Source organism: Pseudomonas sp. MYb541 (assembly GCF_037479595.1).
In the GTDB taxonomy this organism is placed as follows: domain Bacteria; phylum Pseudomonadota; class Gammaproteobacteria; order Pseudomonadales; family Pseudomonadaceae; genus Aquipseudomonas; species Aquipseudomonas canadensis.
In genome coordinates, this window is the sequence record NZ_JBBGYS010000003.1 from 182071 (window position 1) to 207071 (window position 25001).

Below are 25001 nucleotides of genomic sequence, written 5' to 3' on the forward strand. Positions count from 1 at the left end.
ATCAGCAGTGACTTGTCCATCGGAAAGGCGAATATTTCTAATTGTGTCGTTCTGGATGCCGAATAAAACGCTAGGGTTTTGGCACTGTTTTATTGACTGTGTATCGAACTGTATCCCCGCACCCTCCTGATACACCCGAATGACGTTCTATCGCGTTCGCGACACAGACCGGATACACGCCTGGCTTTAACTCTGTTCACCAGCTGGCGCAGGCGGTCACCGACCCCAAGGCGCCCTGGCCACACTCAGTCAAGCCAGGAGACTCACCCCATGAAGCGTCCTTACGCAGCCCTCGCGGCAACTCTCGCCCTGTCCCTCAGCGCCTTCGCGGCCGTGGCCCATGCCGATGAACCCAAGCCCCAGGAAAAATGCTTCGGCGTGGCCCTGGCCGGTGCCAACGATTGCGCCGCAGGCGCTGGCACTTCGTGCGCCGCCACCTCCACCACCGATTACCAGGGCAACGCCTGGGTGCTGGTGGACAAAGGCACCTGCACCCAGATCAAGACCCCTAAAGGCTTTGGCAGCCTGACGGAGCAACCGTGATCCAGCGCCTGCTCCCCGAAGCCCTGCTGTTGCTGGTGGCGCGGGTGGCGATCGCGGCGGTGTTCTTCTTGTCGGGGCGCACCAAGGTCACGGGTTTTCTTGAACTCAAGCCGTCGACCTACACGCTGTTCCGTTCGGAATACGCCTTGCCGCTGATTCCGCCTGATTGGGCTGCGCACCTGGCGACTTACGCCGAGCACCTGTTCCCGCTATTGCTGGTGCTCGGCCTGCTGACCCGTCCGGCCGCGGCTGCGCTGTTGGGCATGACCCTGGTGATCGAGGTGTTTGTGTACCCCGCAGCGTGGCCGGTGCACCTGACCTGGGCGGGCCTGTTGTTGCCGCTGCTGGCGTACGGCGGTGGGGCCTGGTCGCTGGACCGCCTGATCTCAGGCAAACGTTCTTAACTTTGATGGAGATTTCCAATGCGTATGCTTTCTTCACTGGCTATTGCCATGGCCCTGACCGTTCCGATGTTGGCCCAGGCGGCGGATGCCCCACAACCCGGCACCGGTAAAAGCGTGGTGATCGTGCCCGGTTCGTTTGTCGACGGTTCCGGCTGGCGTGTGGTGCACGACATCCTGATTCACAAAGGCTACAAGGTCACCGTGGTGCACCAGGGCCACGAAAGCCTGGCCGCCGATGTGGCCGAGGCGCGTGAAGTGCTGGAACAGCAAGTCGGCCCGGTGGTGCTGGTGGGCCACAGCTCCGGTGGCGGGGTGATCTCGATTGCCGGTGACCGTGACAAGGTCAAGTCGCTGGTCTACGTCTCGGCGCTGCAGCCAGAAGTGGGCGAGAACATGGCCCAGTTGATCGGCTCGATGCCGGCGCCCAGCGATGACATCAAGGCCAGCCGCGACGGTCATCTGTTCTTCGACCGCACCAAGTTCAACGCCGACTTTGCAGCCGACCTGACCACCAACCGCACCGACTTCATGGCCGCCTCCCAAGTGCCGGCGACCACCGCCTTGTTCGGCGGCACCGTGTGGGCTGCGGCCTGGCACAAAAAACCGACCTACGCCGTGGTCTCCACCGAAGACCGTGCCCTGAGCCCGGACCTGCAGCGTTGGATGTACAAGCGCGCCGGTTCCAAGGTTACCGAAATCAAGGCCAGCCACTCGGTGTACATCTCCCAGCCTGAGGCTGTGGCGAAAGTCATCGAAGACGCTGCTTCCGTAATCAAGTAACTCACCCCAACCCCGGAGAAACACCCATGAACACTGCACTCAAATCCCGCCTGAGCCTCGCTGCCGCTGCTGCCCTGATCGCCATGGCGTCTGCTTCGTTCGCCACCGCTGCCAGCGCCGCCGACCAACCGGAAAAACCCGGCCGCTGCTACGGCGTCAACACCTGCAAAGGCACCAGCCTGTGTGCCACCGCCAAGAACGACTGCAAGGGCCTCAATAGCTGCAAAGGCGAAGGCGTGATCGTCAAGACCCCGTCCGAGTGCCTCAAGGCTGGCGGCACACTGACTGAACCGAAGTAATCCACCCGGCGGGCCCCTTGCTGGCTCGCCACTTATTCTTTGCGGAGATCCGCCATGTCGACATCCAACCCTCACTTTTCAGGCTACGGCCTGGGGCTGCGCAAGGAGCATTACTGCGACTTCCTGGAGACTTCGGTGCCTGTGGATTTTGTCGAAGTGATCTCCGAAAACTTTATGGTCGCGGGCGGCCAGCCCCGGCACATTTTACGTCAGGTGCGCGAACGGTATCCGGTGGCGCTGCACGGCGTGTCCATGTCCATCGGCACCGCTGAAGGGCTGGACGGGGATTACTTGAAGCGCCTCAAGGCGCTGGTAGACGAGATTGAACCGCTGTTTGTGTCCGACCACCTGAGTTGGTCGCGCAGCGGTGACTTCAACTCCCATGACTTGTTGCCAGTGCCCTACACCCATGAAGCCCTGGACCGGGTCTGCGCCAACATCCATCAGGCCCAGGACGTGCTGGGCCGCACGATGTTGTTAGAGAACCCCTCGAGTTACCTGGCGTTCGAAGGCGCTTCCATGACCGAGTGGGAATTTATTGCGGCCATGGCCCAGCGTACCGGCTGCGAGTTGCTGCTGGACGTCAACAATGTGTTCGTCAGTGCCAGCAATCACGGTTTCGACGCCCTGGCGTTTCTCAAGGGGATTCCCGCCGAACGTGTGCGCCAGGTGCACCTGGCCGGTCACAGTCAAGGCCGTGACATCTTGATCGACAGCCATGACAGCCCGGTGTGCAGCGGCGTCTGGGAGCTGTACGCCGAGGCCATGAGCCGGCTGGGCCCGGTGGCGACCATGATCGAGCGCGACGATGAGATCCCGCCACTTGCCGAGCTGCTCCAGGAATTGGCCATGGCCCGCACGTTGGGAGCGCAACGATGAACCTGGCGCAGCTACAGCACACCTTTCGCCGCTGGTTGGTGAGTGCCTCGGATGAATCCGCGCAGTCGCTGGGCAATCATCACGCCGGCCTGGCGGTGTACCAGAACAACTACCGCGCGCAGTTGGTCGGGTGCCTGGAGCAGGCGTTTCCCAACCTGCGCCGTTGGGTTGGAGAGGAGGCCTTTCTGGCGGCGAGCATCACCCATATTGACAACCATCCACCCCACGGCTGGACGCTGGACGCTTATCCGGAGGGCTTCTACGCCACCTTGAAGGAGGTGTTCCCACGCAACCCGGATGTGCATGAACTCGCCTGGATCGAGTCAGCCCTGAATGAGGCTTTTGTCGCCGCTGACGCGCAGCCGTTGGCCCTGGAGGTCGTGGCCGAGCTGGATTGGGACACGGCCGTGTTGCAACTGACGCCGTCGTTGCGCTGCCACGCCCTGACCACCAATGCCGAGGCCATCTGGTCGGCGCTGTGGCAGGAAGCGCCCGCGCCGGAAGCGGTGATGCTGGAACAGGCGGGTGGCTTGCTGGTGTGGCGTCGGCAGTTGACGTCGCGTTTACGCCAGGTGGATGCGCTGGAGCTACTGGCCGTGCAACAGCTGCAGGCCGACGGCAGTTTCGCCGGGCTGTGTGAGTTCCTGGTGCAGCGCCTGGGGGAAGAAGCGGGTGTGATGCAGGCAGGGGAATACCTGGCCGGTTGGCTGGGCAGTGAATTAATAGTGGGAGTCAGTCATGTTTGATCGTCGTGGTTTTTTGCTGCTGGCGGCGGTGGTCATGGCCGCGCCGGCGTTGGCGGTGCAACAGGTGAGCACCGATGACCAGGAGATCCGTTATGAACAGTTTGGGCCGGAGGAGGGCCGGGCGATCATTTTGCTGGGGGCAGATGTCAGGCCGTTCTCCGAGGTGACGGCGCCGCTGGCTGCCCAGGGCTTTCGGGTGATCGTGCCGTACTTGCGCACGGCAGACGACGCTGTGCTTGGCCAGGATGTGCTCGACCTGATGAATGCGCTGCACATCCCCGAAGCGGTGTTCGCCGGTGCGGAGCAGGGCGCACGGATCGCTGCGCGGGCCGCGACGTTGAAGCCGAGCCGCTGTGTCGGGCTGGTCACGCTGAACACCGCGCCCCAGGCGGGTTTTGCGCAAGCCGTGGGGTTGATGGCCAGCACCGGGCACTGGCGTTGAGGGTCAGTCGATCAGCTCGACCCGGCCACTGTGCAACCTGTAGATACCGCCGACAATGTGCAGTTTGCCGGCGGCCAGGGCGTCCGCCAGCAGCGTCGACTCGGCCTTGAGCCGCGCTACCGTGTCGCTGACATTTTGCGCAATGGCGTTCGCAAGCAGATCGCCAGGCGCTTTCAAGACCTTGCGCACCGACGGCTTGAACGCGTCGGCCAGGCCCTGGATCTTGCCGGGGAACGTGGCGTTGTCCTTGGTGGCTTTCACCCCGGCGGCAAGGGCGCCGCAGCTGTCGTGCCCGAGCACCATGATCAACGGCGTGCCAAGCACCGCCACCGCGTATTCGAGGCTGGCGAGCCCGTCGTCGGTCACGAAGTTACCCGCCACCCGTACGGCAAACAGGTCGCCAAGGCCGGTATCGAAGGCGTATTCCGGAGTAATCCGTGAATCAGCGCAGCTCAGGACCGCTACGAACGGATTCTGCCCGCCCTCCAACGCCTCGCGCCCGCTCATGAATTCATGGCGCTTGGTGACGCCTTCGGCATAGCGACCGTTGCCTTCCATCAACCTGGCCAGGGCTTGTTGTGGGTTGAGGTTATTGGCCGCCTTCGGTGCCGGCGAGGCGTGTGCGAGCGCTGCAGGTAACGCGCCCGTGAGCATCAGGGCGCCAGCGCCGACCGTAGCAAGGCGTAGGAATTGTCGACGGTCGTGGGTCAGGGGTGGCTGCTTGTGCATGGGCGGCGCTCTCCGGTTCGTTAAGAGAAGAAACGCCAAGGGTGCAAAGAATGGTCGAGGGGAAATGTAGGCGCTGTCCGTTTTTTTGTCGGGAATCGCGTGGCCGTCAACATGAAAATTCTGACAGCCAGGCCATCGGCCACTGAAAAAAAAACGCTCTACCCGTAATCTAAACGCCTTTGTCACCTGCGCGGATTGTCCATGTCTTCTGTTGCCGATGGGTTGCCCCTCAATAAACGCCTGCCGGCCGTGATTGCGATCTCCCTGGGGATCGGCATGGCGACCCTGGACACGGCCATCGTCAACACGGCCTTGCCGACCCTGGCCGAGGGGATTGGCACCGATTCCGCCTCGGTGATCTGGGTGGTGAATGCCTACCAGTTGGCGATCATCGCCACGGTGTTGCCGTTTGCGTCCCTCAGTGATGTGCTGGGGCATCGCCGGGTGTATCTCGGCGGGTTGCTGTTGTTTATTGTCTCGTCGCTGTTTTGCGGGCTGGCCGGCTCGCTGGTCACCCTGACGGCGGCGCGGGTGGTGCAGGGGCTGGGCGCGGCGGCGATCATGAGCGTGAACACGGCGCTGCTGCGGCATATCTACCCCTCAAAAATGCTCGGTCGGGGTCTGGGTTACAACTCGCTGGTGGTGGGACTGGCGTTTACCCTGGGGCCGACCGCTGCGTCGGCGATTCTGTCGGTGGCGACCTGGCACTGGCTGTACCTGATCAATGTGCCCTTGGGCTTGCTGGCGCTGACGTTGGGCCTGCGCTCGTTGCCGACCCTGCCGATGACCGGGCATGCCTTCGACCGTCTTGCCGCCGCGTTGTGCGCGGGGCTGTTTGCCTTGTTGGTGTTGGGTCTGGGCACGGCGGTGCACGGCGGCCAGGGCGCCTTGACCTTGGGACTGATTGCCGTGGCACTGCTGTGCGGTGCATTGCTGCTGCGGCGCCAGGCCGGGCACCCGGCACCGATGCTGGCGCTGGACCTGTTCAAACGTCCGGTGTTTGCCTTGTCATCCCTCACTGCTATTTGCGCGTTCAGCGCCCAGGGCCTGGCGTTTGTGTCGCTGCCGTTCCTGTTGCAGGCGGTGCTGGGGCATAGCCAGGTGGAAACCGGTTTCCTGATGACACCCTGGCCCGCTGTTGTGGCGGTGATGGCGCTGGTGGCGGGGCGCTTGGCCGACCGCGTGAACCTGGGCGTGCTGTGCGGCATCGGCCTGTTGATGCTCAGCGTGGGCATGGCCGCGCTCGCGACCCTGGGCAGCGGCGCGTCGGCATTGGATATCGGCTGGCGCATGGCGCTGTGTGGCGCGGGCTTCGGCTTCTTCCAGTCGCCCAACCTCAAGGCCTTGATGACCAGTGCGCCGTTGGCCCGCAGCGGCGGGGCCAGTGGCATCGTGGCGATTTCGCGGTTGTTGGGGCAGACGGTGGGCGCGTCGTTGGTGGCCTTGTGTTTTCACCTGTCCCTGGGCAGCGGGCCGCAATATGCGCTATGGCTGGGCTGCGGGTTTGCCTTGGTCGGGGCCGTGGCCAGCGGTCTGCGGTTGTTACCCTATGGGAAAAAGGGCTGATTAACGCTACCGTGGCGACCTGAATATTTCGGGATGTTTCAGATTTATGTCCAGCCTGGCCCTTCGCACCGCTGATACGCACTCCCGCCGCGCCGCGCTGACCCTGGCGTTATGCCTGCCCAGTGACGTGTTGCTCTACCTGCTGCTGCCGATGGAATCCCAGGCCTTCGGCATCACCCTGGCCCAGGCCGGTGTGCTGCTGGCGGCCAACCGCCTGGTGCGGATTTTCGGCTACCGCCATGTGCTGAATTTCTACGCGCGCAACGGCGACCGCCTGACCTGCATGATCGCCGCCGGCGCCGCCACCCTGTGCGCCGTGGGCAACTCGTTGCTGTCCGGGTTCGCCGCCTTGCTCTGTCTGCGGTTGGTGTGGGGCCTGTGTTTTGCTGCGCTGAACCTTTCGACTCAAGTATTGGCCACCTCGGAACCTGCCGGTGCCGCACGCCGGGCCGGGCGTTCCCGCGCGCTGATCGCCCTCGGGCCGATGCTGGCGTTGCCGTTGGGCGGCTGGCTGACATTGATGGCCGGGCCACGTCCGATCTTTCTGATTCTGGCTGGGTGCTGCCTGGTGGGCTTATGGATGGCGCGTGGCTTGCCTACGGTCGGGCATGATTTGCACAGCACGCCGGGGCGGCGCTTCAAGTGGCCGGACAGTGTGGCGATGTGGTCGTTTATCGAGGGGGTGGCGCTGGACGGCCTGTTTATCTTCGGCCTGTCGATCCAGGCGCAGAAGCTGCTGGGCGGCGATGCGGTGCTGATCGCCGGTGGCTTGATGGCGCTGCGGTACGTCTCGGAAATGCTCCTGAGCCCGCTGGGCGGTCGCGCCGCCCAGCGGTTTGGCGCGACCTCGATGCTGCTGCTGTTTTCGTTCCTGAGTGCCCTGGCCCTGACCGCATTCGGCAGTTACTGGGTGATTGTCGGCGCGGCGGCGGTGCTGGTGCTGCGTGCGCTGCAACTTCCGCTGGTGACGACATTGGTGGCCGAGCGCAACCCCGGTTCCATGCGCGTGTCGGCGCTGGCCTCGAACGCCGTGTGGCGCGATATCGGCGCCGGCCTCGGGCCCTTGCTCGCCGGCTTGTTGCTGCCGATCGCCTCGGCGCCCTGGGTGTTTGGCCTGGCCGGTGCGGCGATTGCCGTCAGCGCGGTGTTCTGCTGGCGGGCAAAAATTTCCAACTGACGATGTGAGGGTGTGCGTGTCCCATCAAGAAGACTTCGTAGGTGTGCTGGACAAGGAGGGACTGCCGGCCCCCGACCACCTCGACCGCAACGCATCGGCGTGCTGGCCTAAGCGCTTTTAAACGCGTCGAGCCAAGCGGGGTCGAACCGGGTCTGCTCGGGGTCGATCCCCAGCGCTTGCATCTTGGCCTTATGCGCTTCGACCTCAGCGACCAGTTGCACCTGGGCGCTGGAGTTGGCGTCCAGTTCATGCATCTGCGTCAGGCCCAAGTGATAAAAGCGCAGCACCTTGATCGCCGTCGGATCATTCGCCTGCACCCGCTCGCTGACCTTGTGCATCACATTGGTCACGCTCATCAGGTTGCGCTTGAGTTGCCAGCCATACACCGCCGCCGCCAGCCACGGCTGAGACCAGAACGGACCGCGCACCAGCGCCACCGTAATCAGCACCCCGGCGAATACCCCGCCGACATTAAAGCGGAAATTATCCCCGCCAGGCTCGCCAAACAGCATCACCGCCAGGCTCGACAGCAACATCGCCAGGGCCACGAACAGCACCGCCACAATCAGGGTGCTGCGCCGGGTCTGTTGACGGAAGGTGACAGGGTCGCAGGGTTTGAGCTCGAACATCCGGTTCATGCCTCAAGAAGGGGTGGGCATCATCTCACGCTTGGGCAAACAAGTTGAACGATGGCGCACGGCGGTTTCTCTAAACCTGTGTAGACCCCTTGAGGTGAACCATCATGTCCGACTACAACCAGCCACCCCCCGGCACCCCAAACCCTGACCGCACACCCGGAGAAGAAGAGCGCGACAACGATGCGTTGCGCCCCAACGACCCGGCGGAGCGTCAGGACGACGACGTGGAACGCGTCGAAGAAGACCTGGAAAACCTGCACGACAAGGCCCGCCCGCTCTGAACGAGGAGAACGCCGTGAGTAACACACCAAAAGGCCCGGCTTCGGGCGAGCATTCCAGTGGCAAGGATGAGTTGGGGTTTGACCCGGATTCGCCGGATGTGGCGGATCCGCAGGTGGATCCTATCGGGCCGGCGATTGCGCCGTTGGATAAGGAGAATAAAGACAAGGATGAAAAAAAGCCGCCTTATGATCCGTTGGGCGACTTGAAGGTTTGAGTTGCGTATTGTTGGATTGAAGTGAAGGTCTAGGCGAGAACAGAATGCTAAGCTGTGGATCTCATAATCTCGACTTTTTCAAACTTAGCGACACACCTAGAACAATCTCATTTAAGTTCATGTATATGTTGATTTTTTCCTAGTCAAAATATGCGGTTTCTGACGCCTGTGATATCTGTCCACTAAATGGTAACCACCAATCTTGATTTTTTGCCTTTGGGGTGTTCTTCAATATTTTTACCCAGCGACTTGAGTGGGCAGTGTCATTTTGAAATCAGCTGCTAGCCTATTCAGAGCCATCCCATAACTTGATAGGAGGACAATATGGGGCTCGGTAAAAATCAGCTGGCAATCGTGAGAGAGACATTAATGGAGCGGTTTGTTTATTCCGCATGTCCATTGGTACTTAGCGAAGCCCTCGCGAAGAGCAAGCCTACTACTATTTTTGCAGATCAAATAATTGTGGACACCCTAGCTTCGTCCGACGGCCAGAATGTAAATCTTGTCTGTCGAGAGCTCATCTTCAAACAGGGCGGGAAGATCAATCTCGATGGCTTACCAGGTGTTCCTACTTTTCCTGCTGAGCAACGACCAGAAGCGCAACACACTGCGGGTGCTGATGGCCCTGACGGCGACGATGGTGGCCATGGTGTAAGTGCTGGCACTTTGTCAATAACTACGGGAGTGATCATTGGCCAAGTTTCTATATCGGCACGTGGAGGTGCTGGAGGACGGCCTAGAGACGGAGGACATGGCCGCCAAGGAGGAACTGGTGCTAAAGGGAGATCAGACACTGTGAGAAGGCGAGATGAATATCCGCCCAGTGCAACTGGAGGAACTGGTTTGCCGGGAGGAAAGGCTGGCTTACCTGGCTATCGAGGTCGTGGCGGAGACGGCGGGATGGTTCACATCGTTTGCCTGGACCAAATAGCCCTCCAGCCAGGCGAAGTTGACGTTACTCATGGTTTGCATGGTGGGGTTGGTATCCCAGGAAACCCGGGTTCAGGTGGAGCCGGTGGGCAAGGTGGCGATCTGTCATTTATTTATTGCGAACCTCGTGATCGCGCTCCAAAACTTGTGGGTTATATATCAGAAGAAGTGTTCGAGGCAGACACTCAGGAATCACTCCTTTTACGGTCTGGAGTTGCTTTCCAAAAACTGACGATTACATCTCCGCATCCCGATTTTTGCTATAAGGAATTTAGCCATTATGGGCATGATGGGCAAGTTGGGGCGGAGGGTGATACGCGGCTAGCAGAATTGGCTGTTAGGCAAGCTAATCCCCTCGGGAAGGAAGGCGTTCTTAAGGTTGAACAATGTACTGAAATTGATTTTGCAAAAAAATTCGATGGGGTGATTCTGGACTTGCTTGCTTGTGCGACAGAGGATGAATATCGGTGTGCGGGTAATGCGGTTACCGATTTGCTACGCATAAAAATAGAGTTTCTACTGTCGGTTTGTACCAGCGATCCAACGCCTAGTCGAATAAAGCTTGAAGTTTGTGCCAGAGCTTACTCTATGGCCCAGAAAATTAGCGTGGGGCTGGATTTCTTTGGGTTTTCAAGAGAGCATGCACCGCTTCTTGCTTTCGATACATATTCAAGGCTGGTGGAGAAAACCTTTCTCCCGCAGGCAACTATTATAGAAGAGTCATTTAATCGGTATTGGAGTGCCTATGAAAGCGTCGAGCAAAGGCGAGAAGAACTTCGGAAGGTTGTGGCGGGTGCAAAATTTACCATCGACGGTTTAGAGCGTGAATACAAACGTGCCACTGCTGAAGCAACTTCATTGGTTCTCCAAATTCCAGCGCTTGACCTAAAAGTCGCTGCAGCGGAAAAAGTGTTGCGCTTAGCTGAGGCCTCACTGACAAAAGCGATTAATAAGAAGAACTCAGGCTGCGACTTGATTAAGACGTTGACGGCTGTATCAACGATCGTTGTTGGGGTGTATACCGGTGGAGCAGGTTTTTTGGCTGCCGGAAAAGCGGGGATACAGTTGCTTGATGATTTCAAAGCAAACAACGACAGTTTGGCTACCCTTTGGGATAGCAAGAATGTCTTCGCAGCCGGGCTTAAGGATCTTAATAAGGGTGTAACTGATACAAAGAGTGGTATTGAGTCTATTCAAAAAGGCATGACTCAGCTTGATCAAAATCGCTTGCGGGTTCCTCAGTTCACAATGGAGCGAGAAAATTTTGATAGAGTGGCCAGAGACTTCGCGGAAATGCCAGAGGCAGCGGAGTACAAAGAGGCGGGCTATGACTTTCTCAAAAGCGTAGAAGCACGTAACCAAGCTATTCTCGATTACAACGGCATCTTGTTTCAATTAATAGAAATGCAAGCGCGAGTGGCTGCTAGCCAACGCTCACTTGCTGTGATTGACACTGTTCTTACAGGAACGGTTGATCCGAGCGAAGGGCACATAATGGGAGTGATGACTAGGCTCTATATCGATACACTCGCTCTCGCCGCACAGATGGTTCACTCTGAAAAAAAAGCGCTTAACTATCACTTTGCGAGGCCAGATGATGCACCGTTATCAGCTTTGAATGTAGCAACAATTGCATTTGCGCACCAAAAAATCCTTGGCGAAGACTGGGTCTCGGCAAAAGAACGCTACGACGCTCGAAGGGAATTAACTCCCGGCCGGCTTGAACTGGATTTGCAAAAATTGGTATCAAACGTATCCTGGGAAAACTTTAAGAAAACAATGGCTCTGTCTTTCACTATCAGGGCAGAACAAAGCGACTACTCAGCTCTCTGGGGGGCGTTGGCTGGCGTACGTATAACTGGAATGGAGTTGATCCTTGATGGCGCCAAAGTGGCTAACGGGCAGGAGCACATTCCATGGGATATGACGCACTGTGGTACAGAGATTATCTATCGAAAAAATGGTCTGGCAGTGCCTTTCACGCATCGCGCTATCACGTTCACCGGAATTACTTCAGTCAGTGGGGGACCCTCAATTCTGGACTCTGACTTCTCGGAAAAGGACTTGTACGCAGGGCTTAGTCCATTCGCAAGCTGGCTTCTTATTTTCAGTCGAGATACCAACCTAAAACTTGATCTAAATAGCTTAAAAAGCGCGAAGCTCCGCCTATCTGGCTATATGGTTCAAGGGTGAATGATCGGTAAAAAGCCCCGCCTCACCCAGCGGGGCTTTCCCCCCTCACTTCGGCGCCACCCACGTCACCTCCGTAATCCCAAACTTCTCCGCCCACGGTCGGGTCGTCTTCTTCACTTGCTCGTGCCCAACCCGCCCCACGCGGCTCACATGGGCGATATCGGCATCCACCGCCGCCCAGTGCCAGGCCTCGGCGTTGTTCATCACTTCGGCGCGCACCACAAAGGATTTCGGTTTGCCGTGCAGCTGATAATTGATGGTGTAGATTTTTGCGGTACTCATGTTGCCTCCCTGTGTTGTTATAGATGGATAGGGCAGCGCTCAAAAAGGTTCATTCAAAATGACAATCTGCACGTCGACGCGGCATAGTGTCGGCTTCATCCCGTGCCCAAGGATTGCGCCATGTCACTGTTGACCCATAGCCGCCTCTATCTGCAACGCCTGGGCTATGACTCGCCGCCAGCGCCGACCCTGCAAACCCTGCAGGACCTGCAATTGCGCCATGTGTGCACCTTTGCTTTCGAGAATTTGTCGAGTCTGATGCGTCTGCCAGTGCCCATCGACCTGCCGAGCGTCGAGCAGAAAGTACTGCTGGAAGGGCGGGGCGGGTATTGCTATGAGTTGAACCAGATGTTCCTGGCGTTGTTGCAGGAACTTGGCTTTGACGCGCGCGGCATCACCGGGCGGGTGGTGATGGGCGGGGCGCCGGATGCGCGCACGGCGCGGACTCATCGTTTGAGCCTGGTGACGTTGGATGGCGTGCGCTATATCACCGATGTCGGCTTTGGCGGCATGGTGCCCAGCAGTCCGTTGCTGTTGGACACCGAGGCGGTGCAGGCCACGGCTCATGAGCCTTATCGGTTGACCTTCGACGGGCAGGGCAGTTACACCCTGTGGGCGCAAGTGGTCGAGGAGTGGCGTGGCCTGTATGTGTTCGATCTGCAGGTGCAGGCGGCCATCGATTATGAAATCGGCAACTGGTATGTCTCCACCCACCCGGATTCGGTCTTCATTGGCCAGTTGAAAGTCGCGCGCTTGGCTGCGGGTAAGCGCCATACCTTGAACAACGCCCATTATGCGATTCACTACCTGGACCGGCCGAGTGAAAAGCGCACCTTCGCCAGTGCCGACGAGGTGTTGCAGATATTGACTGAAACCTTCGGGATTCGCGTGTCGGAAACGCCGGCGCTGCGGGCAGTCCTTGATGGCTTGTTAGTGGCTAATTCATAACAGTATTGAGATAGAGCCTTCGCTGAACCGTTTTACCTCCAAATCATCGCAAATTAATTCGAACCTTTGGCGCCGGCCGGGGTTCGAACCGGTTCCTGAATAATTTGCTCACCAGACAAGGAGATGTAAAACGATGTCCAAGCTATTCGGAAAATTCCTCAAGGGTTCCTCGCTGCTGGCGTTGGTCGCTGCGCCTGCTGCGGTGTTCGCCGCACCGTCCACTGACCCGATTTCCACCTTCGGGATCCTAGGCAGCTATAACGATTTCAAATTCGAAGGGGGCAGCGAAAGCGACAAGAGCCACATGCCCGAGGCGGGCCTGTTCTATAACTTCGGCAACAAGCTCACCGCTGAATCCGGCTTTATCTACCAGGCCGGTATCGAAGCCAAGTACGGCGAAAAGAGCGACAACAAACTCAAGGAAGGCCAGGCCGACCTTGACCTCGGCTGGCGTGCCGCGCTGGATGCGCGCAACTTTGTCGACGTGATCGTCGGCGGTGGCTACAGCTGGACGCGCTACGAGCCAGAGATCAATGACCTCGATGTGAAGCTCACCAACAAGTCGCCGTTCGCCAAGGCGGCCCTGGGCTACAACCATCAGTTCGATGACATGACCCTGCGTGTCGAAGCCGGCGCCCGTCGCACCATCGACGGCCGTACCAAGCTCAAGGTCGATGATTTCGGCAGCGACACCGTGGACCTCAAGGACCGCACCAACCCTTACGCTGAGGTCAGCCTGCTGATGAATCAGAAGGGCGACCTGCCGGTGGTCGCGGGCCTGTACTACACCCGCACCGAGTACAAACTCGACGGTGATTCTGAAGTGGCCGATAACACCAAGCTCAAGCGCAACGAGTACGGCTTCAAGGTCGGTATCGCGTTCTGACGCAATGTACCGAAAAACGCCCCGAATATCCGGGGCGTTTTTTTTAAGGCAATTGCAGATCAACCCAAAGCGGCAAGTTGCGCCACGGTCTCAGGAAAACGTGCCACCAGGCGAATCAGCGTGGCAGCCTGTGCATTCGGCTTGGCTCGGCCTTGCTCCCAGTTTTCCAGGGTGCGGGTGTTGGTGCGCAGGTACATGGCGAACACCGACCGGGAGAGGTTGAGTTGTTGGCGCACGGCGACCACTTCCTCAGCGGTGAGTGACGCCAGGTTTTTAAGGTGAACCTTGTGGGTCCGCAGGGTGACTTTGCCTTGGCGTTCGTCTGCCAGGGCGTCGAAGCCTTCGACCAGTTCGGAAAATATTTCACGTTTCATGATGTGTTCTCGCTTTGATTTCCCTGTCCAGCATGTGTTTTAGGGCTTTTTTGTGCTGTGGTGTCAGGTCATCCTGTTCGTGCTTGCCGTACAGGGTGAACAGCCAGAATTGCGTGCCGCCCGACCACCAGTAGTAAATGACCCGCAGGCCACCGCGCTTGCCTTTGTTGCGTCGCTCATCGATGAAGCGAACTTTGCGCAGTCCGCCTGTTCCCTCGATCGCATCTCCTGCTTCCGGGTTCTTCATCAACTCTTGTTGAAAACCCTGGAAAAGCTCGTCACTCAGATAGTCCTTGCGATGCCGCCCGAAGGCCGGCAGTTCGATAAATAGAGCATCCATGTTTTGTACGTAGACTGCGTATAGTTTGGTGGCCCACTCGCAAAGGGTCAAGTGACCCTGCTGTGGGAACTTTCCTAAAACGCAGACACCATACGGCGGCCTTCATCGGGTAGATGCCGGATGGGGAGGCAGGCGGGCGAGGAAATTTCCGTGAATAGGGGAGGGTAAAAACCCCTGCCCCTGAAACGCAAAACGGCGCCCGAAGGCGCCGTCTTGTTTACTGCATCCCGCTAAGCGATCAAACGCCCAGCACCGCGTGCTGCACCAGGGTGAGCAACGGTTGTGGGTAAACGCCCAGGAAGAACGCGAGCAGGGCGATGGCCAGCAGCATCACGCCGCCTGCCTTCTGTTCCCAATGCAGCTCGGCATCCACACGGCGCAGGTTTGGCTCGATCAGGTACAGGGTGACCATCACGCGCAGGTAGTAGAACACGCCGATGGCGCTGCCCAGTACCAGGGAGGCCACCAACCACCATTCGTGGGCTTCGACACCGGTGGCGACGATGTAGAACTTGCCGATGAAGCCTGCGGTCAGCGGAATACCGGCCAAGGACAGCATCATCACGGTCAGTACGGCGGTCAGGTACGGACGGCGCCAGAATAGGCCGCGATACTCGTACAGGGCGTCGGCGTCACGGCCTTTGAACGGCGAGGACATCAGCGTGATTACGCCGAATGCACCCAGGCTGGTGATCACGTAGGTGACCAGGTACACGCCCATGGCTTCCACGGCCAGGCCTTTGCTTGCCACCAGGGCGATCAGCAGGTAGCCGAAGTGTGCGATGGACGAGTAACCCAGCAGACGCTTGAGGTTGTTCTGGGTCAGGGCCAGCAGGTTACCGAACAGGATCGACGCGATGGCGATCACGGTCAGCACGGTGCTCAGCACGCCGGTGTTGGCAGCAGGGGAGATTTGGAACAGACGCACCATCACCGCAAACACGGCAACCTTCGACGCCGTGGCCAGGAACGCAGCCACTGGCGCCGGGGCGCCTTCGTACACGTCCGGGGTCCACAGGTGGAAGGGCACCAGCGACAGCTTGAACGCCAGGCCGATCAACATCATGGCCAGGCCCAGTTGGGCGATTGGCGCAGGCATGTTGGTGGTGGCCAGGGCGTGACCGATACCGGTGAAGCTCAGGCTGCCGGCTTCGGCGTAGAGCAGGGCCATACCGAACAACAGGAACGCGGAACCGGCGGCCGACAGCACCATGTACTTGATGCCGGCTTCCAGGGAGCGCTTGTTGAAGAAGGCGTAGGCCACCAGGCCGTAGGTCGGGATCGACAGCAGTTCCAGGCCGATGAACAGGCCCGCCAGGTGCTGTGCGCTGACCAGCACGATACCGCCGGCCGCAGCCAGCAGGATCAGCAGGTACAGCTCTTCCTTGTTGCCTGGGTAGCCGGTGCCGCCTTCGCCCATATAGGCGTGGGCGAGGGTGACGCACGCCAGGGTCGCGACCAGGATCAGCGCGATATACAGCAGGGCGAAGTCATCCACCATCATCAACGGCGTGACCGCCAATGGCGCGACCTTGAGGGCCGGGATGATCGACAGCAGGGCCAGGTTGAGGCCGGCACAGGACAGCAGGAACGTTTGCGAATGATTGCGGCGCCAGGCGATTGCCAGCATCACCACCACGATGGTGAGGCTGGTAATCAGCAGCGGCGCAAGCGCGATAAAGTGTTGGATCGTGAATTCCATAGCGCTCTTACCGGGCCGAAGCGAGTTGAGAGAAGGCGGTGCCGAACCACTGCTGCACGCCATGCATCGTCGCGGCAGAAGTGTCCAGGAACGGTTGCGGGTACACGCCGATGTAGATCAGCAGCACCGCAAGGCCGAGCACCATGATCAGTTCGCGAGCATCCATCCCTTGCAGGACGGTGTCGGACTTGGCCGGGCCGAAGTAGGCGCGGTGGATCATGATCAGCGAGTAAACCGAACCAAACACCAGGCCGGAGGTAGCAATCGCACTGATCCACGGTGTTTGCACGAATGCACCCATCAGGATCAGGAACTCGCCGATGAAGTTGCCGGTGCCCGGCAAGCCCAGGGACGCGGCGGCGAAGAACAGGCTGATCGCCGGCAGGTACGCGATGCGCGACCACACGCCACCCATTTCACGCATGTCACGGGTGTGCAGGCGCTCGTACAACTGGCCACTCAGGATAAAGAGGGCAGCGGCCGAGACACCGTGGGCCAACATCTGGATGACTGCGCCTTGCAGCGCCAGTTGGCTGCCGGAGTAGATGCCGATCAGTACGAAGCCCATGTGGGACACGGACGAGAAGGCAATCAGACGCTTGATGTCAGTTTGTGCGAAGGCCAGGAACGCACCGTAGAAGATCCCGATCAGACCCAGGGTCATGGCGATCGGCGCGAACTCCGCCGAAGCATTCGGGAACAGTGGCAGTGCGAAACGCAGCAGGCCGTAGGCCGCCGTCTTCAGCAGGATACCGGCCAAGTCCACGGAACCGGCGGTCGGCGCCTGTGCGTGGGCATCCGGCAGCCAGGAGTGGAACGGCACCACCGGCAGCTTCACCGCGAACGCGATGAAGAAGCCCAGCATCAGGATGTACTCGGTGGTCAGGGACATCTTGGTTTTCAACAGGTCGGCGTAGTTGAAGGTAATCACGCCGGTGTTGTTGAAGTTGACCAGTACCAGGCCCAGGATCGCCACCAACATGATCAGGCCGGAAGCCTGGGTGAAGATGAAGAACTTGGTCGCCGCGTAGATGCGGGTTTTCTTGCCGTCCGAAGAACTGTGACCCCAGAGCGCGATGAGGAAGTACATCGGCACCAGCATCATTTCCCAGAAGAAGAAGAACATGAACAGGTCGAGGGCGAGGAACACGCCGACAACGCCGCCCAGGATCCACATCAGGTTCAGGTGGAAGAAGCCCACGTGACGCTGGATCTCTTTCCAGGAGCAGAGTACCGAGAGGATACCCAGCAGGCCGGTCAGCAGGATCATCAACAGCGACAGGCCGTCGAGGGCCAGGTGCACGTTGATGCCGAAGCGCTGGATCCACACGTGCTTGAATTCAAGCGCGAAGGTCGGATCGACACCCGGTGCCGGAGCAAATGAATAGTCGCCATGGGCCCACAGCCAGAGGCCGAGTGCGAGTTCCAGGGACATGGTCAGCAACGCAATCCAGCGGGGGAGGGTGGCGCCGAAGCGTTCACCCATCCAGCAGAGCAGGCCGCCGATAAAGGGGATCAGGATTAGCCAGGGCAGAATCATGACAGGCTCGTTTCCTTTCGCAAGTTCGCAAAGTTCATATCAGACCGCTACCACTACAATGGCGCCGATCACCAGCACGGCACCGGCCGCCATGGAAGCTGCATACCAACGCAATTGGCCGGTCTCGCTGCGGCTCAGGGCGGTGTGACCGGCCTTGGCGGCACGCGGGATCAAACCGATGGTCTGGTCGAGCGGGTCTTTACGCAGAATGTGGCTGATGGCCAGGTAAGGCTTGACGAACAGTTTGTCGTAGATCCAGTCGAAGCCCCAGGCAGCGAACCACCAGGCCGACAGGAAACGGCCAATGCCACTGTTGGCCACGGCGGTCACGAAGCGACGCTTGCCGAGGAACAGCAGCGCGGCCAACAGGATACCGGCAATGGCGATGGCGCCCGAGGCGATTTCCAGGCTGTGCTGGGCTTCGCCGCCGGCATGGCCGACGCTTTGCGGCAGTACACCGTGCAGCGGCGGGGTGATCATGGCGCCGACGAAGGTCGAAAGGATGATCAGTACCGACAATGGCAACCAGTGCGAAATGCCGTGGCCTGCGTGTGCTTCGGTCTTGGCTTCACCGTGGAAGGTGATGAAGATCAGGCGGAAGGTGTACAGCGAGGTCATGAACGCACCCACCAGGCCTGCGTACAGCAGGTTCTGGTTACCGCTGGCAAAGGCTTCCCAGAGGATTTCGTCCTTCGAGTAGAAGCCGGCGGTCACCAACGGCAGGGCGGCGAGGGCGGCACCACCGACGATGAAGCTGGCGTAGGCCAGTGGCAGTTTCTTCCACAGGCCGCCCATCTTGAAGATGTTCTGCTCGTGGTGGCAGGCAACGATCACCGCACCGGAAGCGAGGAACAGCAGGGCCTTGAAGAAAGCGTGGGTCATCAGGTGGAAGATCGCCGCGTCCCAGGCGCCAACGCCCAGGGCCAGGAACATGTAGCCGATCTGGCTCATGGTCGAGTAGGCGAGGATGCGCTTGATGTCGGTCTGCACCAGCGCGGCGAAGCCGGCCAGTACCAGGGTCACGCCGCCAACGATGCCCACCAGATGCAGGATATCCGGCGCCAGGGTGAACAAGCCGTGGGTACGGGCGATCAGATAGACACCGGCGGTTACCATGGTTGCCGCGTGGATCAGTGCGGAAACAGGGGTAGGACCGGCCATCGCATCCGCCAGCCAGGTTTGCAGCGGCAGTTGCGCGGATTTACCCACGGCGCCGCCCAGTAGCATCAGGGTCGCCAGGGTGATCCAGAAGTCGCCAACCTGGAATTTCTGCGGTGCCAGCACCAGCAGTTCCTGGATATTCAGTGTGCCCACCTGTTGGAACAGGATGAACAGGCCGATGGCCATGAACACGTCGCCGATCCGGGTGACGATAAAGGCCTTGAGTGCCGCGTTACCGTTGTTGCGGTTGCTGTAGTAGAAACCGATCAACAGGTACGAGCACAGGCCCACGCCTTCCCAACCGAAGTACAGGAACAACAGGTTATCGCCGAGCACCAGGAACAGCATGCTGGCGATAAACAGGTTGGTGTACGAGAAGAAGCGCGAGTATCCGGCTTCACCGCGCATGTACCAGGACGCGAACAGGTGGATCAGGAAGCCCACACCCACCACCACGCCGAGCATGGTGATCGACAGGCCGTCGACGTAGAGGGCGAAGTTGGGCTTGAAGCCCTCCACCGACATCCACTGCCACAGCACCAGGGTGTAGTGACCGCCTTCTGGCGGCGCCACGTTGAATTGCCAGATGACGTAGGCGGCAACGATCGCCGACAGGCCAATGGAGCCCACGCCTATCAAGGCCGAGAGGTTTTCCGACCAGCGCCCGCGAGAGAACGACAGCAGCAGGAAACCGATCAGGGGAAATACGAAAGTCAGAAAGATCATGTTCATCCGCGCATCTCACTGGCAGCGTCGATATCAAGCGTGTGGAAGCGACGATACAGTTGCAGCAGGATCGCCAGGCCGATACTGGCCTCGGCGGCTGCCAGGCTGATCACCAGGATGAACATGACTTGTCCATCCGGCTGGCCCCAACGTGCACCTGCAACGATGAACGCCAGTGCCGCGGCGTTCATCATGATTTCCAGGCTCATCAACACGAACAGAATGTTACGGCGAACCATCAGGCCGACCAGGCCAAGGCAGAACAGGATGCCGGCGACCGCCAGACCATGCTCCAAAGGGATAGCAGGCATCGTCATTGCTCCTTGGCTTCGTTGCGGCCCAAGTGGAAGGCGGTGATGGCTGCGGCGAGCAGCAGCATCGAAGCCAGTTCGACCACCAGCAGGTACGGGCCGAACAGGCTGATGCCCACGGCCTTCGCGTCTACGGTGGTGTGGCCGATGGCCTGGCCGCTCTGGTGAGCGAACAGCACATACAGCAGTTCACCCAGCAGCAGGGCTGCGAGGATAACCGGGCCGAGCCAGATGCCGGGCTTGAGCCAGACGCGTTCCTGGGCGACCGAGGCCGGCCCCAGGTTTAGCATCATCACCACAAACACGAACAGCACCATGATGGCGCCGGCGTAGGCGATCACTTCCAGCACACCGGCGAACGGTGCGCCGAGTGCGAAGAAGGTCATGGCCACGGCGATCAACGAAATGATCAGGTAGAGCAGGGCGTGCACAGGATTGGTGTTGGTGATCACGCGAAGCGTGGACACCACTGCAATACCGGACGCGAAATAGAAAGCGAATTCCATCTTTCTTCCTTAAGGCAGCAAGCTCTTCACGTTGATCGGCTCGGCTTCGTTTTGTGCGGCGCCTTTCGGCTTACCGGCAACGGCCATACCTGCAACACGATAGAAGTTGTAATCAGGGTTTTTACCGGGACCAGAGATCAGCAGATCTTCTTTCTCGTACACCAGGTCCTGACGTTTGAACTCGGCCATCTCGAAATCCGGTGTGAGCTGGATCGCGGTGGTCGGGCAAGCTTCCTCGCAGAGGCCGCAGAAAATGCAGCGCGAGAAGTTGATGCGGAAGAAATCCGGGTACCAGCGACCGTCTTCGGTTTCAGCTTTCTGCAGGGAGATGCAACCCACCGGGCACGCCACGGCGCACAGGTTGCAGGCTACGCAACGCTCTTCGCCATCGGGGTCGCGGGTCAGCACGATACGGCCGCGATAGCGCGGCGGCAGGTACACCGCTTCTTCCGGGTATTGCAGGGTGTCGCGTTTGCGGAAGCCGTGACCGAACACCATCACCAGGCTTCGCAACTGGGTACCGGTACCCTTAACGATGTCGCCAATATATTTGAACATGGGTCAAATCCTCACTGAACCGCGCCGGCTGGCGTGTTCAACAACACAACGGCAGCCGTCACCAGCAAATTGATCAGGGTCAGTGGCAGGCAGAAGCGCCAGCTGAAATCCATCACCTGGTCGTATCGTGGACGCGGAATGGAAGCGCGCAGCAGGATAAACAACATGATGAAGAACGCGGTCTTCAGGAAGAACCAGAAGAACGCCAACTGCGGCAGGATGCCGAACGGACCGTGCCAGCCGCCGAAGAACAGCGTGACCAGCAGGGCCGAGATCAAGATGATGCCGATGTACTCACCGACGAAGAACATGCCCCATTTCATGCCGGCGTATTCGATGTGGTAGCCGTCGGCCAGTTCTTGTTCCGCTTCCGGCTGGTCGAACGGGTGACGGTGAGTCACGGCGACGCCAGCGATGAAGAAAGTGCAGAAGCCGAAGAACTGCGGAATGATGAACCACAGGTTCTGCGCCTGGTACTCGACGATATCGCGCATGTTGAACGAGCCAACCTGCACCACGATGCCCATCAGCGCGAGGCCCATGAACACTTCGTAGGACACGGTCTGGGCCGAAGCCCGCAAGCTGCCCAGCAGGGCGAACTTGTTGTTGCTCGACCAACCGGCGAACAGCACCGCATAGACCGACAAACCGGCCATGGCGAAGAAGAACAGCAAGCCGATGTTCAGGTCCGCCACGCCCCAGGTCGGGGTGATCGGGATGATCGCGAAGGCGATCAGCAAGGCGCTCATGGCCACGACCGGTGCCAGGGTGAAGATCACCTTGTCGGCAAACGGCGGGGTCCAGTCTTCCTTGAAGAACATTTTCAGCATGTCGGCCGCGATCTGGAACATACCGAACGGGCCAACGCGGTTCGGACCGTAACGGTCCTGCCACCAGCCCAGCAGGCGACGTTCGACGAAGCTGAGCAGGGCGCCCGCGACGACCACGGCCAACAGGATCACGATGGCCTTGACCACCGAGATGATCACGTCGATCACTTCAGGAGTGAACCAAGTCATTGCGCTGCCTCCTGCAGACCGTCAACGGTTTTGCCGAAGATCGCCGCTGGAATGCCGGCGATGCCTTTAGGCAGTGCAACCAGGCCAGCGCCCAGCTCTTCATTGATGCGCAGCGGCAGACGCAGGGTCTGGCCGGCCACGTTCAGGCTGAGCAGGGCGCCGTCGTTGACGCCCAGGCGGTCGGCTTCGGACTTGGCCACCGACACGTAGGCTTCAGGAATGCGACTTTGCACCGGCGCGGCTTTCGAAGAGTTCTCTTCGCTGCCGAACAGGTGGAAGAACGGCACAACCTGCCAGGTGCCTTGGGCCGGGTTGAACGGACGCGGTACGGCAGAGAACCAGTTCAGCGAATCACCGGTGCTTTCGATCAGGCGCGTGCCCGGGTCGCCAGCACGGATGTGACCACCGACTTCGTCCTGGAACTTGTTCCAGGCCTGCGGCGAGTTCCAGCCCGGCGACCAGGCGAACGGCACCTGTTGGCGCGGTTCGGCAGAGCCCGAGTAACCTTCCATGGAGAAGGCGAACGCGGTGTCCGGGTCTTGCGGAGTACGTGGCTCGTGCACGCTGATGTTGGCGCGCATGGCCGTACGCCCGGAGTAACGCAGCGGTTCACGGGCAAGCTTCATGCCCTTGATGCGGAACGCGGCGGACGGTGCAGCGTCGACGATACGGGCCAGTTGCGGCGCGCTGGCGGCGGCAGCGGCGGTGACGTGGTCGAGCTGGGTCCAGTCGATCGGCTGGTTCAGCAGGGTGGCGCGCAGGGCATGCAGCCAGCGCCAGCCTTCGTGAACCAGGATACTGGCGTCCATGTACTTCGGATCGAACACCTGGAAGAAGCGCTGGGCGCGACCTTCCTGGCTGACCAGGGTACCGTCGCCCTCGGCGAAGGTGGCGGCTGGCAGGACCAGGTCGGCGCGCTCGCTGGTAGCGGTCTTCTGGTGGTCGGCAACGATCAGCACTTTGGCGGCGTTGAGCGCGGCGTCAACCTTGGCGGCATCGGTGCGGGTGTACAGGTCGTTTTCCAGCACCACGATGGCGTCGGCATTGCCGTCGATCACCGCTTGCAGGGCTGCGTCCAGGGACTCGCCACCGAGCATGGCCAGGCCAAGGCTGTTGGCTTCCGGCACGACCAGGCTGATGGAACCGTTCTTGTCGCGCAGCTTCAAGGCCTTGGCGATGTTGGCAGCCGCTTCGATCAGCGCCTTGGAACCCAACGAGGTGCCGGCAATGATCAATGGGCGCTTGGCGGCCAGCAGTGCATCGGCGATACGCTGGGCCAATTCAACGGCTTCAGCGTCCAGGCCTTCGACGGCAGGCGCGCTGGCGTCGAGGGCGTGGGCCACGGCGAAACCGATGCGGGCCAGGTCGTCCGGTGCTGCGTGCACACATTCTTCGGCGATGTCGTCGAGCTTGGTTTCAGCCAGGCTTGCGATAAACAGCGGGTTCAGCGCGTGCTGGCCGATGTTTTTCACGGCGGCGTCGAGCCAAGGCTGTACGCGCATGGCGTCGGCCATGTCTTCAGCCTTGCCTTTGACCGACTGGCGCAGCGACAGGGCGATGCGCGCGGCGGTCTGGGTCAGGTCTTCACCGAGCACGAAGATGGCGTCGTGGTCTTCGATGTCGCGCATGTTCGGCACCGGCAGCGGGCTGTCGTTCAGCACTTGCAGGACCAGGCGGATACGCTCCAGCTCAGCGGCTTCGATGCCGGAGTAGAAGTGCTCAGCGCCAACCAGTTCGCGCAACGCGTAGTTGCTTTCGAGGCTGGCGCGCGGCGAACCGATACCGACGATGTTACGGCCGCGCAGCAGGTCGGCGGCTTTATCCAGGGCGTCGTCCAGGCTCAGCTTGCCGCCATTGGCCAGCAGTGGCTGGCGTGGGCGGTCTTCGCGGTTGACGTAGCCGTAGCCGAAACGGCCACGGTCGCACAGGAAGTACTGGTTGACCGAACCGTTGAAGCGGTTTTCGATCCGACGCAGTTCACCGTAGCGCTCGCCCGGGGAGATGTTGCAACCGCTGGAGCAGCCATGGCAGATGCTTGGGGCGAATTGCATGTCCCACTTACGGTTGTAGCGCTCGGAGTGAGTCTTGTCGGTGAATACACCGGTCGGGCAGACCTCGGTGAGGTTGCCGGAGAACTCGCTTTCGAGCACGCCGTCTTCAACGCGACCGAAGTACACGTTGTCGTGGGCGCCGAACACGCCGAGGTCGGTGCCGCCAGCGTAGTCTTTATAGAAGCGCACGCAGCGGTAGCAGGCGATGCAGCGGTTCATTTCGTGGGAGATGAACGGGCCGAGGTCCTGGTTCTGGTGGGTACGCTTGGTGAAGCGATAACGGCGCTCGTTGTGGCCGGTCATCACCGTCATGTCTTGCAGGTGGCAGTGACCGCCTTCCTCACAGACTGGGCAGTCGTGGGGGTGGTTGGTCATCAGCCATTCGACAACGCTGGCGCGGAACGCCTTGGATTCATCATCGTCGATGGAGATCCAGGTGTTGTCGGTGGCTGGGGTCATGCACGACATGACGATACGACCACGGGTGTCGTTCTCGTCGGTGTATTGCTTGACCGCGCACTGGCGACAGGCACCGACGCTACCAAGCGCGGGATGCCAGCAGAAATACGGGATGTCGAGGCCTAGTGAGAGACATGCCTGTAACAGGTTGTCTGCCCCATCGACTTCGAGCGCTTTGCCGTCTACGTGGATAGTGGCCATGGTTCAAAGTTCTTCGTTGGCCCGTTGTCAGCGGGCGTGGCTAATGGAATCTTGTTATTCATGGGCATCAACACAGCCTTTACGGCGTCAGCCCATGAGAAAGCGAAGGGCACGG

The 25001-nt window shown here is 60.0% G+C and carries 27 protein-coding genes; 14 read left to right on the forward strand and 13 right to left on the reverse strand.

Annotation, left to right across the window (positions count from 1 at the left end; genetic code table 11):
- The first annotated feature begins 270 nt into the window (after positions 1 to 270).
- Genes WH299_RS03245 through WH299_RS03275 form a run of 7 tightly spaced genes read left to right on the forward strand, consistent with a single transcriptional unit; the run spans position 271 to position 4093 of the window.
- Positions 271 to 543, forward strand: a complete 273-nt coding sequence (locus WH299_RS03245) for a BufA1 family periplasmic bufferin-type metallophore (protein WP_010209548.1) — start codon at positions 271 to 273, stop codon at positions 541 to 543.
- Positions 540 to 947, forward strand: coding sequence for a DoxX family protein (locus tag WH299_RS03250; RefSeq protein WP_016979677.1), 408 nt, complete (start codon positions 540 to 542; stop codon positions 945 to 947). Before WH299_RS03245 ends, WH299_RS03250 begins: the two co-directional genes overlap by 4 nt.
- A gap of 18 nt (positions 948 to 965) precedes the next feature.
- Entirely contained in the window at positions 966 to 1727 is a 762-nt protein-coding gene (locus WH299_RS03255) for an alpha/beta fold hydrolase (RefSeq protein ID WP_010209550.1), read from the forward strand.
- Positions 1728 to 1753: 26 nt separating this feature from the next.
- On the forward strand, positions 1754 to 2026 hold the full coding sequence (bufA2, locus tag WH299_RS03260; RefSeq protein WP_038850270.1) for a BufA2 family periplasmic bufferin-type metallophore: 273 nt from the start codon (positions 1754 to 1756) through the stop codon (positions 2024 to 2026).
- 54 nt (positions 2027 to 2080) lie between these two features.
- Positions 2081 to 2905, forward strand: coding sequence for an MNIO family bufferin maturase (gene bufB, locus WH299_RS03265; protein WP_126570869.1), 825 nt, complete (start codon positions 2081 to 2083; stop codon positions 2903 to 2905).
- Positions 2902 to 3651: a DNA-binding domain-containing protein gene (locus tag WH299_RS03270; protein ID WP_339549592.1), complete on the forward strand. Its 750-nt coding sequence runs from the start codon at positions 2902 to 2904 to the stop codon at positions 3649 to 3651. The genes bufB and WH299_RS03270 overlap by 4 nt, the downstream gene beginning before the upstream one ends.
- The gene (locus WH299_RS03275) at positions 3644 to 4093 is read left to right on the forward strand and encodes an alpha/beta fold hydrolase (RefSeq protein ID WP_339549594.1); all 450 of its coding nucleotides are present in this window, start codon (positions 3644 to 3646) and stop codon (positions 4091 to 4093) included. Before WH299_RS03270 ends, WH299_RS03275 begins: the two co-directional genes overlap by 8 nt.
- 3 nt (positions 4094 to 4096) lie before the next feature.
- Here the strand turns inward: WH299_RS03275 and WH299_RS03280 are convergent, their stop codons facing one another.
- A complete protein-coding gene (locus tag WH299_RS03280) occupies positions 4097 to 4822 on the reverse strand; it encodes a carbonic anhydrase (RefSeq protein ID WP_122729041.1) in 726 nt (241 codons plus the stop codon).
- A gap of 201 nt (positions 4823 to 5023) precedes the next feature.
- Here WH299_RS03280 and WH299_RS03285 point away from each other — a divergent pair, with 201 nt between their 5' ends.
- Positions 5024 to 6388, forward strand: a complete 1365-nt coding sequence (locus WH299_RS03285) for an MFS transporter (protein ID WP_339549595.1) — start codon at positions 5024 to 5026, stop codon at positions 6386 to 6388.
- A gap of 46 nt (positions 6389 to 6434) precedes the next feature.
- Entirely contained in the window at positions 6435 to 7565 is a 1131-nt protein-coding gene (locus tag WH299_RS03290; protein WP_016979669.1) for an MFS transporter, read from the forward strand.
- A gap of 107 nt (positions 7566 to 7672) precedes the next feature.
- Here WH299_RS03290 and WH299_RS03295 read toward each other — a convergent pair whose 3' ends face one another.
- Entirely contained in the window at positions 7673 to 8194 is a 522-nt protein-coding gene (locus WH299_RS03295; protein ID WP_126570871.1) for a DUF3087 domain-containing protein, read from the reverse strand.
- A 113-nt stretch (positions 8195 to 8307) separates the two neighbouring features.
- Here WH299_RS03295 and WH299_RS03300 point away from each other — a divergent pair, with 113 nt between their 5' ends.
- The 3 genes from WH299_RS03300 (at position 8308) to WH299_RS03310 (ending at position 11822) form a co-directional block, all read left to right on the forward strand.
- The gene (locus WH299_RS03300) at positions 8308 to 8484 is read left to right on the forward strand and encodes a hypothetical protein (RefSeq protein ID WP_016979666.1); all 177 of its coding nucleotides are present in this window, start codon (positions 8308 to 8310) and stop codon (positions 8482 to 8484) included.
- Between the two features lie 14 nt (positions 8485 to 8498).
- On the forward strand, positions 8499 to 8699 hold the full coding sequence (locus WH299_RS03305) for a DUF6021 family protein (protein ID WP_339549596.1): 201 nt from the start codon (positions 8499 to 8501) through the stop codon (positions 8697 to 8699).
- 324 nt (positions 8700 to 9023) lie between these two features.
- Positions 9024 to 11822: a hypothetical protein gene (locus tag WH299_RS03310; RefSeq protein ID WP_339549598.1), complete on the forward strand. Its 2799-nt coding sequence runs from the start codon at positions 9024 to 9026 to the stop codon at positions 11820 to 11822.
- 45 nt (positions 11823 to 11867) lie between these two features.
- Here the strand turns inward: WH299_RS03310 and WH299_RS03315 are convergent, their stop codons facing one another.
- Complete coding sequence (locus WH299_RS03315) at positions 11868 to 12104, reverse strand: DUF6555 family protein (protein WP_016979650.1); 237 nt, start codon at positions 12102 to 12104, stop codon at positions 11868 to 11870.
- A gap of 120 nt (positions 12105 to 12224) precedes the next feature.
- Here WH299_RS03315 and WH299_RS03320 point away from each other — a divergent pair, with 120 nt between their 5' ends.
- Together WH299_RS03320 and WH299_RS03325 are read left to right on the forward strand one after the other, a co-directional pair.
- A complete protein-coding gene (locus WH299_RS03320; protein WP_339549599.1) occupies positions 12225 to 13052 on the forward strand; it encodes an arylamine N-acetyltransferase family protein in 828 nt (275 codons plus the stop codon).
- Positions 13053 to 13185: 133 nt separating this feature from the next.
- A complete protein-coding gene (locus tag WH299_RS03325; protein ID WP_016979648.1) occupies positions 13186 to 13938 on the forward strand; it encodes an outer membrane beta-barrel protein in 753 nt (250 codons plus the stop codon).
- Between the two features lie 59 nt (positions 13939 to 13997).
- On the opposite strand, the gene WH299_RS03330 is transcribed toward WH299_RS03325, so the two are convergent.
- From WH299_RS03330 to nuoG, 10 genes are all read right to left on the reverse strand, one after another.
- Positions 13998 to 14312 carry a helix-turn-helix domain-containing protein gene (locus tag WH299_RS03330; RefSeq protein ID WP_339549600.1) on the reverse strand — a complete coding sequence of 105 codons (315 nt, stop codon included), beginning with the start codon at positions 14310 to 14312 and terminating at the stop codon, positions 13998 to 14000.
- On the reverse strand, positions 14302 to 14652 hold the full coding sequence (locus WH299_RS03335; RefSeq protein WP_339549602.1) for a toxin: 351 nt from the start codon (positions 14650 to 14652) through the stop codon (positions 14302 to 14304). The genes WH299_RS03330 and WH299_RS03335 overlap by 11 nt, the downstream gene beginning before the upstream one ends.
- Before the next feature lie 238 nt (positions 14653 to 14890).
- Entirely contained in the window at positions 14891 to 16354 is a 1464-nt protein-coding gene (gene nuoN, locus WH299_RS03340) for an NADH-quinone oxidoreductase subunit NuoN (RefSeq protein WP_028616809.1), read from the reverse strand.
- 7 nt (positions 16355 to 16361) lie between these two features.
- Complete coding sequence (gene nuoM / locus WH299_RS03345; protein WP_010209575.1) at positions 16362 to 17894, reverse strand: NADH-quinone oxidoreductase subunit M; 1533 nt, start codon at positions 17892 to 17894, stop codon at positions 16362 to 16364.
- 39 nt (positions 17895 to 17933) lie between these two features.
- A complete protein-coding gene (gene nuoL / locus WH299_RS03350; RefSeq protein ID WP_021492765.1) occupies positions 17934 to 19787 on the reverse strand; it encodes an NADH-quinone oxidoreductase subunit L in 1854 nt (617 codons plus the stop codon).
- Complete coding sequence (gene nuoK / locus WH299_RS03355) at positions 19784 to 20092, reverse strand: NADH-quinone oxidoreductase subunit NuoK (RefSeq protein WP_003174727.1); 309 nt, start codon at positions 20090 to 20092, stop codon at positions 19784 to 19786. The genes nuoL and nuoK overlap by 4 nt, the downstream gene beginning before the upstream one ends.
- Before the next feature lie 2 nt (positions 20093 to 20094).
- Complete coding sequence (gene nuoJ, locus WH299_RS03360) at positions 20095 to 20598, reverse strand: NADH-quinone oxidoreductase subunit J (protein ID WP_016974946.1); 504 nt, start codon at positions 20596 to 20598, stop codon at positions 20095 to 20097.
- A 9-nt stretch (positions 20599 to 20607) separates the two neighbouring features.
- Entirely contained in the window at positions 20608 to 21156 is a 549-nt protein-coding gene (nuoI, locus tag WH299_RS03365) for an NADH-quinone oxidoreductase subunit NuoI (protein ID WP_003174725.1), read from the reverse strand.
- 11 nt (positions 21157 to 21167) lie between these two features.
- A complete protein-coding gene (gene nuoH, locus WH299_RS03370) occupies positions 21168 to 22175 on the reverse strand; it encodes an NADH-quinone oxidoreductase subunit NuoH (protein WP_017137518.1) in 1008 nt (335 codons plus the stop codon).
- Positions 22172 to 24886 (reverse strand): NADH-quinone oxidoreductase subunit NuoG, encoded by a 2715-nt coding sequence (gene nuoG / locus WH299_RS03375; protein ID WP_339549603.1) that lies wholly within the window; start codon positions 24884 to 24886, stop codon positions 22172 to 22174. The genes nuoH and nuoG overlap by 4 nt, the downstream gene beginning before the upstream one ends.
- Positions 24887 to 25001 lie beyond the last annotated feature (115 nt).

Excerpts from the sequence above, each read along its gene's own strand:
- WH299_RS03245 (WP_010209548.1), top strand. The coding sequence starts at position 271 with ATGAAGCGTCCTTACGCAGCCCTCGCGGCAACTCTCGCCCTGTCCCTC.
- WH299_RS03255 (WP_010209550.1), top strand. The coding sequence starts at position 966 with ATGCGTATGCTTTCTTCACTGGCTATTGCCATGGCCCTGACCGTTCCG.
- bufA2 (WP_038850270.1), top strand. The coding sequence starts at position 1,754 with ATGAACACTGCACTCAAATCCCGCCTGAGCCTCGCTGCCGCTGCTGCC.
- bufB (WP_126570869.1), top strand. The coding sequence starts at position 2,081 with ATGTCGACATCCAACCCTCACTTTTCAGGCTACGGCCTGGGGCTGCGC.
- WH299_RS03270 (WP_339549592.1), top strand. The coding sequence starts at position 2,902 with ATGAACCTGGCGCAGCTACAGCACACCTTTCGCCGCTGGTTGGTGAGT.
- WH299_RS03275 (WP_339549594.1), top strand. The coding sequence starts at position 3,644 with ATGTTTGATCGTCGTGGTTTTTTGCTGCTGGCGGCGGTGGTCATGGCC.
- WH299_RS03280 (WP_122729041.1), bottom strand. The coding sequence starts at position 4,822 with ATGCACAAGCAGCCACCCCTGACCCACGACCGTCGACAATTCCTACGC.
- WH299_RS03285 (WP_339549595.1), top strand. The coding sequence starts at position 5,024 with ATGTCTTCTGTTGCCGATGGGTTGCCCCTCAATAAACGCCTGCCGGCC.
- WH299_RS03290 (WP_016979669.1), top strand. The coding sequence starts at position 6,435 with ATGTCCAGCCTGGCCCTTCGCACCGCTGATACGCACTCCCGCCGCGCC.
- WH299_RS03295 (WP_126570871.1), bottom strand. The coding sequence starts at position 8,194 with ATGTTCGAGCTCAAACCCTGCGACCCTGTCACCTTCCGTCAACAGACC.
- WH299_RS03300 (WP_016979666.1), top strand. The coding sequence starts at position 8,308 with ATGTCCGACTACAACCAGCCACCCCCCGGCACCCCAAACCCTGACCGC.
- WH299_RS03310 (WP_339549598.1), top strand. The coding sequence starts at position 9,024 with ATGGGGCTCGGTAAAAATCAGCTGGCAATCGTGAGAGAGACATTAATG.
- WH299_RS03315 (WP_016979650.1), bottom strand. The coding sequence starts at position 12,104 with ATGAGTACCGCAAAAATCTACACCATCAATTATCAGCTGCACGGCAAA.
- WH299_RS03320 (WP_339549599.1), top strand. The coding sequence starts at position 12,225 with ATGTCACTGTTGACCCATAGCCGCCTCTATCTGCAACGCCTGGGCTAT.
- WH299_RS03325 (WP_016979648.1), top strand. The coding sequence starts at position 13,186 with ATGTCCAAGCTATTCGGAAAATTCCTCAAGGGTTCCTCGCTGCTGGCG.
- WH299_RS03330 (WP_339549600.1), bottom strand. The coding sequence starts at position 14,312 with ATGAAACGTGAAATATTTTCCGAACTGGTCGAAGGCTTCGACGCCCTG.
- WH299_RS03335 (WP_339549602.1), bottom strand. The coding sequence starts at position 14,652 with ATGGATGCTCTATTTATCGAACTGCCGGCCTTCGGGCGGCATCGCAAG.
- nuoN (WP_028616809.1), bottom strand. The coding sequence starts at position 16,354 with ATGGAATTCACGATCCAACACTTTATCGCGCTTGCGCCGCTGCTGATT.
- nuoM (WP_010209575.1), bottom strand. The coding sequence starts at position 17,894 with ATGATTCTGCCCTGGCTAATCCTGATCCCCTTTATCGGCGGCCTGCTC.
- nuoL (WP_021492765.1), bottom strand. The coding sequence starts at position 19,787 with ATGAACATGATCTTTCTGACTTTCGTATTTCCCCTGATCGGTTTCCTG.
- nuoK (WP_003174727.1), bottom strand. The coding sequence starts at position 20,092 with ATGCCTGCTATCCCTTTGGAGCATGGTCTGGCGGTCGCCGGCATCCTG.
- nuoJ (WP_016974946.1), bottom strand. The coding sequence starts at position 20,598 with ATGGAATTCGCTTTCTATTTCGCGTCCGGTATTGCAGTGGTGTCCACG.
- nuoI (WP_003174725.1), bottom strand. The coding sequence starts at position 21,156 with ATGTTCAAATATATTGGCGACATCGTTAAGGGTACCGGTACCCAGTTG.
- nuoH (WP_017137518.1), bottom strand. The coding sequence starts at position 22,175 with ATGACTTGGTTCACTCCTGAAGTGATCGACGTGATCATCTCGGTGGTC.
- nuoG (WP_339549603.1), bottom strand. The coding sequence starts at position 24,886 with ATGGCCACTATCCACGTAGACGGCAAAGCGCTCGAAGTCGATGGGGCA.